Source organism: Psychrobacter sp. JCM 18900 (assembly GCF_904846625.1).
Classification (GTDB): Bacteria; Pseudomonadota; Gammaproteobacteria; order Pseudomonadales; family Moraxellaceae; genus Psychrobacter.
This window is the reverse complement of the sequence record NZ_CAJHBL010000008.1, coordinates 59,629-74,631: the sequence shown is the minus strand read 5'-3', so window position 1 is coordinate 74,631 and position 15,003 is coordinate 59,629. Positions and strand designations below refer to the sequence as shown.

13 protein-coding genes are annotated in these 15,003 nt (G+C 43.1%); 7 read left to right on the top strand and 6 right to left on the bottom strand.

Annotation, left to right across the window (positions count from 1 at the left end):
* Positions 1 to 12 precede the first annotated feature (12 nt).
* Complete coding sequence (gene tmpT, locus JMX96_RS13200) at positions 13 to 705, bottom strand: thiopurine S-methyltransferase (protein WP_201569591.1); 693 nt, start codon at positions 703 to 705, stop codon at positions 13 to 15.
* A gap of 185 nt (positions 706 to 890) precedes the next feature.
* Entirely contained in the window at positions 891 to 1,412 is a 522-nt protein-coding gene (msrA, locus tag JMX96_RS13195) for a peptide-methionine (S)-S-oxide reductase MsrA (RefSeq protein ID WP_057761837.1), read from the bottom strand.
* A gap of 257 nt (positions 1,413 to 1,669) precedes the next feature.
* Between msrA and cmoA the strand changes: the two genes are divergently transcribed.
* Genes cmoA through JMX96_RS13180 form a run of 3 tightly spaced genes read left to right on the top strand, consistent with a single transcriptional unit; the run spans position 1,670 to position 4,735 of the window.
* The gene (gene cmoA / locus JMX96_RS13190; RefSeq protein ID WP_201569589.1) at positions 1,670 to 2,467 is read left to right on the top strand and encodes a carboxy-S-adenosyl-L-methionine synthase CmoA; all 798 of its coding nucleotides are present in this window, start codon (positions 1,670 to 1,672) and stop codon (positions 2,465 to 2,467) included.
* A 50-nt stretch (positions 2,468 to 2,517) separates the two neighbouring features.
* Complete coding sequence (gene cmoB / locus JMX96_RS13185) at positions 2,518 to 3,564, top strand: tRNA 5-methoxyuridine(34)/uridine 5-oxyacetic acid(34) synthase CmoB (RefSeq protein ID WP_201569586.1); 1,047 nt, start codon at positions 2,518 to 2,520, stop codon at positions 3,562 to 3,564.
* Between the two features lie 34 nt (positions 3,565 to 3,598).
* A complete protein-coding gene (locus tag JMX96_RS13180) occupies positions 3,599 to 4,735 on the top strand; it encodes a DUF1176 domain-containing protein (RefSeq protein ID WP_201569584.1) in 1,137 nt (378 codons plus the stop codon).
* Between the two features lie 166 nt (positions 4,736 to 4,901).
* Here JMX96_RS13180 and JMX96_RS13175 read toward each other — a convergent pair whose 3' ends face one another.
* A complete protein-coding gene (locus JMX96_RS13175; protein WP_201569582.1) occupies positions 4,902 to 5,120 on the bottom strand; it encodes a DUF2788 domain-containing protein in 219 nt (72 codons plus the stop codon).
* 378 nt (positions 5,121 to 5,498) lie between these two features.
* Between JMX96_RS13175 and argS the strand changes: the two genes are divergently transcribed.
* The 3 genes from argS to JMX96_RS13160 all read left to right on the top strand — a co-directional run bounded on the left by argS (position 5,499) and on the right by JMX96_RS13160 (position 9,439).
* Complete coding sequence (argS, locus tag JMX96_RS13170; RefSeq protein ID WP_201569580.1) at positions 5,499 to 7,328, top strand: arginine--tRNA ligase; 1,830 nt, start codon at positions 5,499 to 5,501, stop codon at positions 7,326 to 7,328.
* Positions 7,329 to 7,415: 87 nt separating this feature from the next.
* Positions 7,416 to 8,219 (top strand): SPOR domain-containing protein, encoded by an 804-nt coding sequence (locus tag JMX96_RS13165; protein WP_201569578.1) that lies wholly within the window; start codon positions 7,416 to 7,418, stop codon positions 8,217 to 8,219.
* A 125-nt stretch (positions 8,220 to 8,344) separates the two neighbouring features.
* The gene (locus JMX96_RS13160) at positions 8,345 to 9,439 is read left to right on the top strand and encodes a PTS transporter subunit IIC (RefSeq protein WP_227677055.1); all 1,095 of its coding nucleotides are present in this window, start codon (positions 8,345 to 8,347) and stop codon (positions 9,437 to 9,439) included.
* Between the two features lie 158 nt (positions 9,440 to 9,597).
* On the opposite strand, the gene JMX96_RS13155 is transcribed toward JMX96_RS13160, so the two are convergent.
* The 3 genes from JMX96_RS13155 to clpP form a co-directional block, all read right to left on the bottom strand.
* Positions 9,598 to 10,584 carry an SDR family NAD(P)-dependent oxidoreductase gene (locus JMX96_RS13155; protein ID WP_227677054.1) on the bottom strand — a complete coding sequence of 329 codons (987 nt, stop codon included), beginning with the start codon at positions 10,582 to 10,584 and terminating at the stop codon, positions 9,598 to 9,600.
* Positions 10,585 to 10,910: 326 nt separating this feature from the next.
* The gene (clpX, locus tag JMX96_RS13150) at positions 10,911 to 12,185 is read right to left on the bottom strand and encodes an ATP-dependent protease ATP-binding subunit ClpX (protein ID WP_057761822.1); all 1,275 of its coding nucleotides are present in this window, start codon (positions 12,183 to 12,185) and stop codon (positions 10,911 to 10,913) included.
* Between the two features lie 187 nt (positions 12,186 to 12,372).
* The gene (gene clpP / locus JMX96_RS13145) at positions 12,373 to 12,999 is read right to left on the bottom strand and encodes an ATP-dependent Clp endopeptidase proteolytic subunit ClpP (RefSeq protein WP_197411852.1); all 627 of its coding nucleotides are present in this window, start codon (positions 12,997 to 12,999) and stop codon (positions 12,373 to 12,375) included.
* A 910-nt stretch (positions 13,000 to 13,909) separates the two neighbouring features.
* Here clpP and JMX96_RS13140 point away from each other — a divergent pair.
* Positions 13,910 to 14,938, top strand: a complete 1,029-nt coding sequence (locus JMX96_RS13140) for an urease accessory protein UreD (RefSeq protein WP_201569574.1) — start codon at positions 13,910 to 13,912, stop codon at positions 14,936 to 14,938.
* Positions 14,939 to 15,003: the final 65 nt, after the last annotated feature.

The window sequence follows — 15,003 nt, the reverse complement described above, 5'->3', positions numbered from 1 at the left end:
CATGAGTTTGATTTATTTACTGCTCAATAGCCAAACGTGTTCTGTGACGGTGATATCAGATACAGAACCTATAGAAGAAGGCACGCTTGCTAGCTCACCGATTTGGTAGTGATCGCTATAATACTGCTCTAGTTGGTCGCCATTAATAGAGAAGGGTGGCCCATTCTTTTTACGCTGATCGTAATTTAGCGTGAGTAAAAGCTGCGGTGTTATTTCATTGTTAGCACCATCAACTTTACTGGTATCGCTACTAAGTTTCCGCACTTGCTCACTATATTTCACACGCATATCGGTGGGCAGGGCGATTAACGCCGCTTTATCATATACTGCCTCAATAGAACCAATATCTTTAGCAGTCAGTGCAAAGATATCAGCGACCCATAAAGTGATGGTTTGTCCCGACAACTGACCTTGATAGTATTTAATCGCTGGATTGTCTGCCTGTTGATAGACCGTAGGTTGGATGTTCTGCTCAGCAAAAAATTCTTGTACGGCTGTTTCGACTAACTCAACGCCCACCACATCATAGCCTTGCGTCGCTAGCCAAACCATATCGATAGATTTGCCACACAATGGAACGAAAATTCGGCTACCCGCAGTTAGATTGAGGCGGTTGAAATACTCAATCAGTAAGGGATTGACCATAGATTGATTGAATCCAATGCGACCTTCTTGCCAACGTTTTTGCCAAAACTCAGGGTTCATGCTGTGATCCTCTATTTGCAAGTTTTTATATATAGATTTAGCTTTAATAATATTGATTGGTTCTGTCAAATGTATAAATAGTAAAAAGCCAAACACCTATAGTATAAGTGTTTGGCTGATATCTAACATTGGGCTAAGAAACTTTTTGAATAAATAATGTCTTATTCAATTTAGCGAACCCTCATTTAACTAACCATATATTTGCTAAATTCTTTACGCAGTTTGGCAAGCTTTGGTGGAATTGCAAAGTTGCAGTAAGCCTGTCCTGGGTTTCTGTTGAAGAAATCCTGATGTGAGTCTTCTGCTTGATAGAATTCAACAGCAGGATGTACTTCCGTCACCACATTGACACCCATATCGCGTAACTTATTGATGGTACGGTCAACAGTCGGTTTTTGACTGTCTTCGGTGTAAAAGACCACGCTGCGATACTGACTACCAACATCATTGCCTTGACGATCCATCGTGGTGGGATCATGCGTGGCAAAGAAGACATCGAGTATTACTTCTAACGGGACGATAGACTCATCAAATTCGACTTTGATGACTTCGACATGGCCAGTCGTTCCACTACAGACAGCTTCATAGTTAGCAGAGACAGCATCGCCGCCCATGTAGCCTGAGACGACAGATTGCACACCTTTTACCGATAAAAATACAGATTCGGTGCACCAGAAGCAGCCGCCACCTAATACGATCGTTTGCATAATTTTTTCCTATTATTATAAATATGGGTTAAGCGCTATATTTGGTAGTGATGCTCTCGTTTTTCAATGCTTCTTTCAAACGCCTCATTACCTTTGGCACTATTTATTCAGCTTAGCAGGCAAGCCAAAGGCGATAAGTAACAAACAGTAATGTTATAATGGGCTTTTGCTATCTTGCTTCTTTATCAACTGATAATGACAAGCGAACTACCAAGCAAAACACCAAGTAATTCTTAATTTCAGTTCTATTCTAAAAAATGAGTCGTCCCATGAGCCAATCCCAGCCTGCTATCAAACATGACACCCTATTTGATAAACCGTTTACTACGCCACTGGATAAGGCCGCACGCTTTTCATTTGATGAGCAAGTGGTGGCTTGTTTCCCTGACATGATTCGCCGCAGTGTACCCGGTTATGGTCAGGTACTGGCGATGCTGCCCATATTCGCCCGTCGTCATTGCAAGTATCGTCAGCAGAGCGATAGCGGTCAACGCGTTAGTCGTGTTTATGACTTGGGCTGTTCATTGGGTGCAGCCAGTATGACGCTAGCTGGTGAGTTCGACCCACAAGACTTACAGATTAAAGCAATTGATATCTCACCAGCGATGACGACCGAAGCGACCACGTTATTGAGTGAGAATTATCCTGAGCACGATATCGAAGTAATCACTGCAGATATCCGCGATATTGAGCTTGAGCCATGCGACATGGTGATTTTAAATCTAACGCTACAGTTTTTGCCAGCCGCCGATAGAGTTGCGGTACTAGAGAAAATTTATGCGGCATTGAGTGAAGGCGGCATATTGGTACTGACTGAAAAAACCCATGCGTTTGATGAGCAGTATGATGCGTGGTTGGTAGAGCGTTATTACGACTTCAAACGTGCCAATGGCTACACCGAAATGGAAATCAGTGGCAAGCGTAATGCGTTAGAAAATGTGCTGATTACTGACACATTAGATGAGCATCATGCACGGTTAGATCAAGTTGGGTTTGCGCGTCATCTGACATGGTTTCAGTTTTTGAACTTCGTCTCTATTGTGGCGTTTAAATAATCCTTACTTTTAACACAGTTATTTCTTAATCAATACGGTAATCTGCTTTTATGCTCAACGACACTATCATCAACGCCGAACGCGAACTATATTTAACCTTGCTAGAGCTGGCACAGCAGCAGCCAAGCGCTTATGAATGGCTCAAGCAATTACCAACATGGCTAGGTGATATAAAAGACAAAGCCAACTATGCGCACGCGCCTGCCTACCAAGCGTCAGTTGCTCGTTTGCCAAACTTAACTGTCAATAACGTCGATCTAAACAGCGATACACTGACGATCGAGGCAGATCTAAATGAGTCTCAGCGAAACCAAACAACGGCACTATTAAAGCAGTTGATGCCATGGCGTAAAGGCCCATTTCAAATTGGCGGTCAAATCGGCGATGATGAGTCAGGTATTAAGATTGATACCGAGTGGCATAGTGATTGGAAATGGAAACGTGTTGCGCCGCATTTAAGTAGATTGGACGGTCGCCGCGTATTGGATGTGGGCGGTGGCTCTGGTTATCACGGCTGGCGTATGGCAGGGGCTGGCGCAGATACGGTTATTATTATTGATCCGTCATGTTTGTTTTATCATCAGTTTATGTCGATTCGTCATTTCGTTGGTGCCGCAGATGCTAGTGATACAGGCCGTTACCGTACGCATTATATCCCTGTACCGCTTGAAGCGTTACCTGAGCACAGCCAACTGTTTGATACCGTGTTTAGCATGGGTGTGCTGTACCATCGCCAGTCACCGTTTGAGCATTTACAACAGCTTAAAGGACAGTTGGTCAAAGGTGGTGAATTGGTACTTGAGACTTTGGTGATTGAAGGTGATGCCAATACTGTACTGGTGCCGCATGACCGTTATGCGCAGATGAATAACGTCTATTTCTTACCATCGGTGGTGGCATTAATTGGCTGGTTAGAGAAAGCAGGATTTTCAGATGTGCGCTGCGTCGATGTGGCAGTCACCTCGACTGAGGAACAACGACAAACCGAATGGATGACCTATCATTCGTTAGCAGATTTCTTGGATCCTAATGATTCTACTAAGACCGTCGAAGGATATCCTGCTCCCATGCGTGCGACTTTGATTGCCAAAAAGTAGCATCGATGGTGGTAGCTAACATAAGGAAAGCACTATGAAGACATTGAAGACATCAAAGACTTTGATTATAGCTACCATCAGCTTGCTATCGCTACCTGCTATGGCAGGTTATGGGAATGTATCCGAAGGCTGGGGCTTTGTACAAGACGACTGGCAAGTGGTTTGTGATAATACGCGCACTTGTCGAGCTGCTGGATACGCTAGTGAAGCGCTCATAGATGAGCCTGCCTCAATATTGTTCACAGCGTTGCCAAAAGCAGCTCTGACAAAAGCGCAAATTCAGTTTATCTCAGAAGTGCCGCTAGATGATCTTAAGCCTGCTGAGCTTTGGCTGAACAACAAAAACTATGGACTGCTGCAACCCAATAAAGAAGACAGTCTACTATACGACTTGTCAGCCAAGCAGACCCAAGCACTGCTTGATCATGCTCGTATCGCGACCAAGATAGCGATTAGAGCGGGCGATAACCACTGGCAGATCAGCGATACAGGCATGTCAGCAGTATTGCTCAAACTAGACGATGTACAAGGTCGGGTAGGGACGCCGATAGCATTGGTCAGTAAGAATAATCCAAATCGTCAACGTCCTAAAGTAGCCTTGCTAAAACCAATCATTAAAAAAGCATTTGCTTATTCAGCAAAAGATAACAAAACACTTGCTCCATCAAAGCTGGCGTATTTTCAGAAAAATATTGATAACTGGGTCGATATTAATGCCGAGCAGCTTATAGGGTCCAAAGACATAATGGGCGAGTGTGAGCTGATTAACCCAAAAACTGAAACATATCAGCGGATGTCAGAGTATGGCTCTACGATGCTTGGTTGGGACTTTATACCGGTTAATGATAGCTATACGTTAGCCGCGCATAGTTGCTGGCTAGGCGCTTACAATTTTAGTAACGGCTACTGGCTCATTGATAATACAAAACCTAGCAAACCTACGCTTATAACGACAGCAGGCAATGATTATTTTGATGGCGAGATTTCGGCCACTCACAAAGATCGAGGCATCGGTGATTGCTGGAGCCGTACTGCATGGACATGGAATGGTAAAACGTTTGCTAAAAGCGAAGAGTCTAGTACGGGCATGTGCCGAGGTTTTGCTGGTGGAGCGTGGGACCTACCAACGTATGTGAGTCAGGTTATAGAGAATGATGCTAAGGCTCAATAGCTTATTTGATTTATAAGACTTTGGTGTAAGAAGCATTGATTTAAAAATCCTTGTTTTAAATGACTGACACCTTATAAAGCGCAGCAGTCATAGGCTGTATATTACGTTTTTAGTTTTGCTACTCATGTCTTAAGCGATATCAAAGAATAGTGATAAAAATGGCTAATTAGATTAACCATTTTTTGAAAGCGACTTCCATAATTATCTTTAGGATAAAGCCAACAGAACCTGCGCCTAGGGCTAAGAATATCCAAAAAGTACCAGCGCGCCCAGCATCAGACTTTTTAGAGATATCCCACATAATAAAAAACAAGAAAGCGATGAATATCGGCAACAAGACGTACAGTCCCCAACTGGTGACAGTACTGGCGGCAATAGCAAACATGGCGTAATCCTATAATAGAGTAGTAATGCGTCTTCTATATTTTAGAAGAGCCGTACAAACCATTATTATAACGTGGAAGCAGTCAGGTATAAACGACTGCCCAGTATTGAGCAACAGTAACGCTACAATTCACGTTATGAGTTATTTATCAGTTTTAGATCATTGATATTAGTCAGTCTAAATCACGATAACGGTAAGATTTTAGTGCTAATTTTGGCGCAAATGGTGCAATAAAGCGCAAAGATTGTTATATTTACAGGTTACTTATCTTTTTACATTATTCTATCCCTGCAATGTCGGTCGCTATTATAATAAGCAGTTATCGATTGCTCGCATTCGCACCGTTTTTGTTGTTTATTTAATTGAGTTCAAATTCCTATGTCACAAGCCCAAATTGATACGCTTGCATCCCTATTCAACGATGCAATTCAAACCCTACAAGCAGATGGTACGCTACCAAGCGATTGGCAAAATAACAGTCAAATTACCCGTACGAAAGATTTAAGTCACGGTGATTTTGCCAGTAATATCGCACTAACGGCAGCGAAAGCGGCTAAAGCCAATCCGCGTCAACTTGCTGAAAAAATCGTCAGCGCATTGCCTGACAATCAAGATATTCGCCAAGTAGAAATCGCAGGACCAGGGTTTATCAATGTATTTTTAAACTCGGAAGCTAAGTTTTCTGTATTAGACGATATCTTTACATTGCGAGATCGCTTTGGCTTAAGTAATCAGTTTGATGGGCAAAAAGTCCAAGTTGAATTCGTCTCTGCCAATCCAACGTCAAGTCTGCACGTCGGTCACGGTCGCGGTGCTGCATTTGGCATGAGCGTTGCTAACCTGCTAGAAGCCATCGGCTATGACGTCACGCGTGAATATTATGTTAATGACGCTGGTCGTCAAATGGACATCTTAGCCACCAGTACATATTTGCGCTATCTACAACTAAATGGTGAAGAGATAACTTTCCCAGTCAATGCCTATCAAGGTGACTATGTCAGTGACATCGCCCAGACGCTAAAAACACAGCATAGCGATAGCTACGTACATAGCTTTGCAGACGTTGCCAAAGATGTGCCAGAAGATGCTCAGTTTGAGATTAATGCTGATGGCGAAAAAACCGTCATCTCAGGTGATAAAGAAGCGCATATTGATGGCTTGATTGCCAATAGTAAGTCTTTGCTAGGTGACAGCTACGCGTTATTTTTAAACGCGGCATTGAGCAGTATTTTGGCAGATATCAAAGACGACTTAAATGACTTTGGCGTGAGCTATGAATGCTGGTTTAGCGAAAGATCTATCGATAGCGAGATTGAGCCTGTTCTACAGATACTAGATGACAAAGGCTACCTATACGAAAAAGACGGCAACATCTGGTTTAAATCGACTGATTTTGGCGATGAAAAAGACCGTGTTGTACGCCGTGCTAATGGCCAATCGACGTATTTTGCTTCTGATATCGCTTATCATAAAAACAAGTTTGATCGCGGCTTTGATAAAGTCATTAACGTTTGGGGCGCAGACCACCATGGTTATGTCCCACGCGTAAAAGCCGCTCTACTAGCCCTTGGTATCGATGCCGAACGCCTTGATGTGGTGCTTGTACAGTTTGTCGCGTTATGGCGTGGTAGTGAAAAGGTACAAATGTCTTCGCGTTCTGGTCAGTTTGTGACTTTGCGTGAGCTACGTGCAGAAGTCGGTAACGATGCTGCACGATTCTACTATGTAGCGCGTAAGCCTGAAGTGCATGTTGATTTTGACTTAGAACTTGCTAAATCACAAAGCAAAGACAATCAAGTGTATTATATCCAGTATGCTCATGCGCGCGTTTGCCGCGTGTTAGAAAAATTGGCAACTTACGATTTGACCGTAGATGATGCCGTTGGTCTGGCACATCAAGATTTGCTAAGTGCACCAAACGAAGACGAGCTGATTAAACTGTTAGCAGGCTATCCAGCGACGTTACTTCGTGCAGCGACTGGTTACGAGCCGCATGTATTGACCAACTACCTAAAAGAGCTAGCGGCATTGTTCCATGGTTGGTATGACACCAATCGTATCTTGCCAATGAGCTTGACGTCAGGTGAAACACCAAGTCAGGACGAGCTAGACTTAATGCAAGCACGTTTGCGTCTGTCAAAAGCCGTTAGACAGGTATTGGCAAATGGCCTTAGTCTGCTAGGCTTGTCTGCACCGTCTAGCATGTAGTGCTTTTCTAATATGTGACATGAGTATAGACAGCTGATAGCATTAATTCGATGATGATAGTTAAATTCAGTAGGGAGAACGAGATCCATGCTAGCCAAAAAACCTAAAGGCGCAACAGAAAAGCGCAAATCAAGTAGCGTATCAGGCTTATTGTGGATGTTTGTTGGGGCCGTATTGACCCTTATGATCGGGGTATTTATCTACCTTTCACCATTATTCAATTTCAGCCCCGCTGATGGTAGTGCTGAGAACGATCCTGATCGCCAAGTACAGCCACGTGTGGATACTGATACCGATAATGGCGATTATGAGTTCTACGATATTTTGCCAAATCAAGAGATGGCAACCATCCCTGACGAAGATATCGCTGACATTGATAATGATCAAATAGGTGATATCGGTGCGTTTGAACCAGACGTCGTCGTGACTCAACCAGAGAGCGATGCAGGCAGTACAGAAACGGGCAGCTTCGGTGGTTCGGAAAATGCGACTGTCGAACCTGCTGGTGCTAATAATGCTGGGTCTAATGAGGATATCGTTGTCGTTGAAGAAGATGCAACTTATGATGGTACGCCGCCTGCTACTAGTAACTCTACAACCCGCAACAATAATGCAGCAGCAGGTACGGCGAGCATCCAAGCTGCCAAACCTGCGGCGACCTACATCTTGCAGATCAATAGCTTTAGTGATGCAGATGAAGCGGATCGTCGCCGTGCGCAAGTACTAATGGCGGGTGTTGATGCTCGCGTGGTCAAAAACACGACGGGTAATGGCTTGCCAATTTATCAAGTCATCTCGCGTCCTTTGAATAACCGTCAAGCAGTAACGACAGCACAGCAGCGCCTACAAAACAATGGTATAGATTCTATTATCGTTGAACAGCGTCGCTAGATTCAGTCGTTTATAGTTATTGTATTTATCAAAAAAGCGTCGTAATGACGCTTTTTTTATCTCTTTATTTTATCAAAAGCTTTCTAGCTGTTTTACCCTATTAAACATCCATTAAGAGTATGGCTATGACAGTATCTAACTCAGTAACACCGCAAGCAAGCATCATTAAAGCGTTCTTTCAAAAATACTTTATCGATGCTTTTACTGGTATGGCTTTAGGGCTATTTGTCACGTTAATTGCAGGTCTGATTATCTCGCAAATCGGTGGTTGGTTAGATTTGCCAGCATTAGTCGCGGTCGGAAAGCTTGCCTCGATATTGATGGGTGCTGGCATCGGTGTAGGTATCGCTTATTATCTCAAAGCGCCAACGCTAGTGATGCTTAGCTGTCTCGTAGCAGGTATGCTTGGTGCTCATTCTGAAGCACTAATGGCAGGAACGCTCTTTACGCCGCAAGTGGGTGGGCCTGCAACCTTTGTAGCATTACCAGGTAATCCAATCGGTGCTTATTTGACCTCTGTGTTTGCTTATCGTGCTGGCACTTGGGTCGCTGGGAAGACGAAGCTTGATATTTTATTGGTGCCCTTAGTGGTGTGCGGCGTCGCACTATTAGTCTGTGCGCTGCTCAACCCGCCTATCGTAGCAGGGGTCGCAGCTATCGGTCAGGGTATTCATGCTGCTACTGAATTACAACCACTGCTAATGGGTATCGTCATCGCTGTAGTAGTTGGCATTTTACTGACCCTTCCAACGTCAAGTGCAGCTATTTGTATTGCTATTGGGCTTGGTGGATTGGCGGGCGGGGCAGCAGTAGTAGGCTGTGCCGCGCATATGATTGGTTTTGCTGTTGCAAGTTTTAAAGACAATGGCGTTAGTGGTGTCATCTCTCAGGGCTTGGGTACTAGTATGTTGCAAATCCCTAATGTGCTCAAAAAACCTATCGTTCTGCTACCTGCTGTCATTGCTAGTGCTATCGTTGGGCCTATCGCAACCGTTGGTTTTGGATTAGCTTGTACCGCGACAGGTGCGGGTATGGGTACTGCTGGTTTGGTCGGTGTGTTTGGGGTTATTGAAGCGTCACAAGAAATCATGAGCACCGGTCAACTATGGACAGCGATTATTCTATTGATGTTTATATTACCTGCGGTGATTGCAGGGTTAGTGGCTTATATTATGCGCCGTATGGGCTGGTTGGTCGCTGGTGATATGAAGCTGCCTTAATCTTTGAAGTATTGAGTTAAAATATCATCACCAGTCTCAAAATTCAGTCTTATCTTTCATCAATAACAACGCTTAAAAAAGCCCAGCTATGACTATAGCTGGGCTTTTTATATACAAATTCATCAATTTTTCATGAAATAGGAAGTATTTACAGCATACTATTTAACGGTCTGTAGCTTCTTATGACGACGTGGTTTTAGTTTGCGGGACAGTTGATGGAAGTCGTTCAGCACTTGGCTATAATGTGAGGGAAATACACGTTGGATGGCATCAATCATCTTTGCATCGTTACCAATCAGGCAGCGCTGCTGATTAGTCGCTGCTGCCTGTAGGATAATCCAAGCCGCTTCATTGGCATCGAATTTTAAGAATTTATTAAAACTTCTGATGGCTTTGGGCCCAGTACTCATGCCAATATCATGGATGCTCTCATTACCGCGTGCGCTGTTGGCAATATTGGTTTTGATGCCGCCCGGATGGATACAAGTTGCTGATACCCCGCAGTTCTGAATATTTAGCTCTTGGCGTAAACTCTCTGTGAAGCCGCGTACGGCAAATTTGCTAGAGTTGTAGGCTGACTGTGATGGCTGAGCGGTCAAACCAAACAGGCTTGAGATATTGATAATATGTCCATGCTCGCCAAACTGGCTCTGTTTAACGCTGTTTTTGATTAACGGTAAAAACGCCTTAGTGCCGTAAACCACGCCCCAAAAATTAATATTCATTACCCATTCAAGCTCACTAATACTACTGCCTTCGACGGTAGAGTAGAGCGCAACACCTGCATTATTAAAGATGAAATTTACTTTGCCATGTTCTGCCATCACACTATCAGCCCATGCTTCCACGGCTTTATTGTCTGACACATCGAGTACGGTCATAGTGACGTTGACATTATAATTGGCAAGTAACTGTTTGGTCGCGGTTAGTTGTTCAGGATTGATATCTGATAGTGCAACATGACAGCCCATTTTTGCTAAATGAATGGCTAGCTCACGCCCCATACCAGAGCCTGCGCCCGTAATGGCAGCGACGTGGTTGCGATAGTAGGATGCAACGTCTGAGTCATCCAATGAGATACGGTTAGAAGAAAACGGTAGATGTTGGCGCAATGAAGTCGCCATAGCGGTCACATGGTTGAACATAATAAACAATCCTTTGTCTTATTAATCATATGGGTTGTACGGACTATATCTTGCGGTATATAGAAATAAAGTATAAAGGTCAAGACAGACTATCTACATTAGCATGGTTTGTGCTGACGTTTACTCGCGATTGATAAACGCTGCTGTCATTTCAGGACAGAAGTAATGAATGTCGCTAATTTTCAATAGATGAGTTATATAGTAGGCAAGTTATCCAACAGATAGATTGGTTAAATAATAGACATAAAAAAAGCGCCTGAGCTAATTTAGCCAGACGCTTTTTAGTAGTCCGTTAATGATAACGGACTGTTTATATCAATTATAAATTAGGCAATTTTAGGCACTTTACCTTCATTGATAACATCAGCATCAACCATTACAGTTTTAGCATTTTCCATAGAAGGTAATTCATACATGGTCTCAAGCAACGCATTTTCTACGATAGAACGTAGACCACGCGCACCTGTCTTGCGCTCCATTGCTTTTTTGGCGATGGCATCTAGGGCTTCTTGGGTAAAGCTAATCTCAGCACCTTCCATATCGAACAAATACTTGTACTGTTTTACCAGTGCGTTCTTAGGTTCTGTCAGGATTTGTACTAGAGCTGCTTCATCTAGCTCTTGCAGTGCCGCAAGTACTGGCAGACGACCGATTAGCTCGGGAATCAGACCAAACTTGATCAAATCTTCTGGCTCGACTTCTTGTAGCAAGTCTGAGCTGCGACGGCTGTCGTCTTTTGAGCTGACATCAGCGTTAAAGCCAATACCGCCTTTTTCAGTACGTTGTTGAATGACTTTATCAAGTCCAGCAAATGCACCACCAACGATGATTAGAATGTTGCTAGTATCAACCTGTATCAGCTCTTGCTGCGGGTGCTTACGACCACCGTGCGGCGGGATAGCAGCCACAGTGCCTTCGATTAGCTTAAGCAACGCTTGCTGTACGCCTTCACCTGATACATCACGGGTAATAGATGGGTTGTCGCCTTTTTTACTGATTTTGTCGATTTCATCAATATAGATGATACCTTGCTCAGCTTTGGCTACATCATAGTCAGAAGCTTGAAGTAGCTTTTGTACGATGTTTTCAACGTCTTCACCAACATAACCAGCTTCGGTTAAGGTCGTGGCATCAGCCATCGCAAAAGGTACATCTAACAGACGAGCCAAGGTTTGGGCAAGTAATGTCTTACCAGAACCAGTCGGACCGATTAGCAAGATATTACTCTTAGCCAATTCTACCATTGCATCGTCAGCGCCGATCTTGGCTTTTTTGCTGTCGTTGGCTAGTGTTTGGCTAACTTTTAGGCGTTTGTAATGGTTATAGACGGCAACAGCCAATGCTTTCTTGGCAGCGTCCTGACCGATAACATATTCATCAAGCTTGGCACGCAGCTCTTTTGGCGTTGGTAGTTTTTTATTGACCCAAGAAGTATCTACTTCGCTATCGTCATCACCGTGCTCTGCGCTGTCTGCGATTAAGTCAGTACATAGCTCGATACATTCATTACAGATGTTGGCATCGTCAGCAGCAATCAGTTGCTGTACATCGCTTTTGGCTTTACCGCAAAACGAACACTGCGGGGTATTATCTTCTGCCATAAAAGGCGCTCCTAAAATTTAAAACTGGTTAGTTTATTTGTAGTATGTCGATTATCGTATCCATTCAATGATCATACCTTTCAATAGGTCAGGTATGACATTGATAACGGTTTACTGTACGGCAAATAAACTATAAAAGGTCTTATGATTGCACTCTCAATCAAGAGGCATCACGTTAATGCTTAGATTACAAAGATTCAGGACGACGCTCTAATACTTCGTCAACCAAACCATACTCTTTGGCTTCTTGTGCATCTAACCAATAATCACGCTCAACGTCTTTTTCGATTTTTTCTACTGGCTGACCAGTGCGCTCAGCTAAGATACTATTTAGACGTGCACGAGTTTTAAGGATTTCACGAGCGTTAATTTCGATATCCGTTGCTTGGCCCTGCGCGCCGCCTGATGGTTGGTGAATCATAACGCGAGCATTAGCAAGTGAATAGCGCTTGCCTTTTTGACCAGCAGCCAATAGGAATGAACCCATGCTGTAAGCACCGCCCATACAGATAGTAGACACTTCAGGTTTGATGAAGTTCATGGTATCAAAAATAGCCAAGCCAGCGCTTACTGAACCACCTGGTGAGTTGATATACAAATGGATATCTTTGTCAGGGTTTTCAGCTTCTAAGAAGAGTAACTGGGCAACGATAAGGTTAGCCATGTTGTCTTCGACCTGACCGGTCAAAAAGATAACGCGCTCACGTAATAGACGTGAAAAAATATCAAACGAGCGTTCACCGCGTGAGGACTGTTCAACCACCATAGGTACTAATGCCGCTTGTGTGGTCTGTACTTCTTTGTGCGCACTCATCAGCATATCAAAATGCGGGTTGGCAGTGATGCGATCATAATCTGTCATAGAAAAGTCCTATCGATAAATGTATAAAATAAAAATGGATTGAATGATTTTATTGTCTAGTAGTTTTTGACTAATGGGTTGTTTATAAGGGGGCTGCGCTCACTATTCAAGCCTATAAAACGGGTTTGTGCATAAAATAGCTGAAAAAGTGACTCTCCGATATTGCTAGGACTCATTGCTTATATTGAAACTTATACTAAAAATACGTCTAGAAGTAGATAAATACTATCTTATCTATTATCAAGTCGTACAGATATTGATAGTATCTATATCGATACAAATAGCGTAAATCATGTCTAACCTGACTTTTTAACATAGAATACCTGATTAATAGCCCTACAATCCACCTATCTTACTGACTAAGCCTGCAAATAATTATGCGTTTAGTATTTTTGCTTATCTAATGTCCTCAGAGGGTATTGCGCTAACAATAACGCTAAAAAATGCACTGTTATGGACAAAATGTACTGTTTTGGTGCAAATATCTGCTAATTTTATAAATAACTAAGGCTCAAAAAACGTTTAGAAAATAGCTGGGAATATAGTGTTACTTTTATCATTTAAGTTAAATAAAAAAAAGCGCAGACAAATCAAAGTTTTGAGTTGCTAAGGTTTCTTATTTGATTACCTGCTATCAAGGGTTGGCATAATGCTTGTATCAATAAAAACATTGACGCTTTGATTTATCATGGTGCGCTAGGCACGATAAATGATATACGCTGTATTCCTCCGTTACTATTCTGAGGTTACTGTAGTTAATGAACTGTAATTAACGATTGGCAATAGAGTTCTTAACGGATAGCAAATGATAGCTGTCATATAAAATACTGAAACATATTTAATTGGTAAATGAGTATATAAAATGAGTTGGGCCTCTTCTTTAGCATTAAGCTTTGACACTGTTAGCAGTACAAGTACGGCCAAAGAAGGTACGGCTGATAACTCAAAAACGCGGCTTTATCATCGTAAGCACACGGGTGCCTTAATGGTACAGCGTGCTCTGTATCCTGAGCCAAGCATACAGCAGGGTATTTGTCACATACTGATGTTGTACCCGCCAGCCGGTATCGCAGGCGGCGATACGCTGACCATAGACCTAAGTTTGGATAGTGGTAGCCACGCTGTTATCACCACCCCAGGGGCAGGTAAGTGGTATGGCAAAGACAGTGTCAGTCAAAAACATAAATCTTCGTTAGGCAGCGACGATGCTCACCAAAATATGGGGCAAAATGAAATAGCTGCCTATGCGAGCCAACATGTACAGGCCAACCTCGCAGCAGATACCCGATTAGAATGGCTACCGCAAGAGAGTATCATTTATAACGAAGCCAATATGCATGCAGTGAGTCGCTTCGATTTGACGGATTCATCTAGCTTACTGATATGGGAGATTAGCGTCTTTGGACGGCAAGCTTACGACGAGCAGTTTTTGCAAGGGCGTTATCATACTGGATTGAATATCTATCGAGATGGTAAGGTTATCGTTGCTGAGCGAGTGGCGCAGGCAGCACAAAATCGCTGGTTTACCTCAAATTTAGGATTAGCAAACCAGCATATTTATGGATCGTTTTGGGCAGTACCAAGCTTAAGCGATGTCCATGACAATCTTGCACTCTCCGCGTCACAAACCACGCAATCGACCGAAACAGCCCAAGCAACTATCAAGCAGTCATTAACCCGCTATCTAGACAATACCGTAGCAGCATTACGACAAGTAATTGCTCAAGCACAACTGCCTGTCTACTGCACTCATAATTGCCAAGCGATCAATATCCGCTACATTGGCTCAGATGTACGTGGTTGTTTTGAAGCGTTTTATCAGCTGAGAGAAGTCTTGCGAGATCATTGGTGGCAACTTGAGCCTTGTCGTCCACGTATTTGGGACACTTAATACGGCCACTTTTAATAATGAGATTAAGATATATTGCGACTATTTTTAATCGATATTTAATGCTT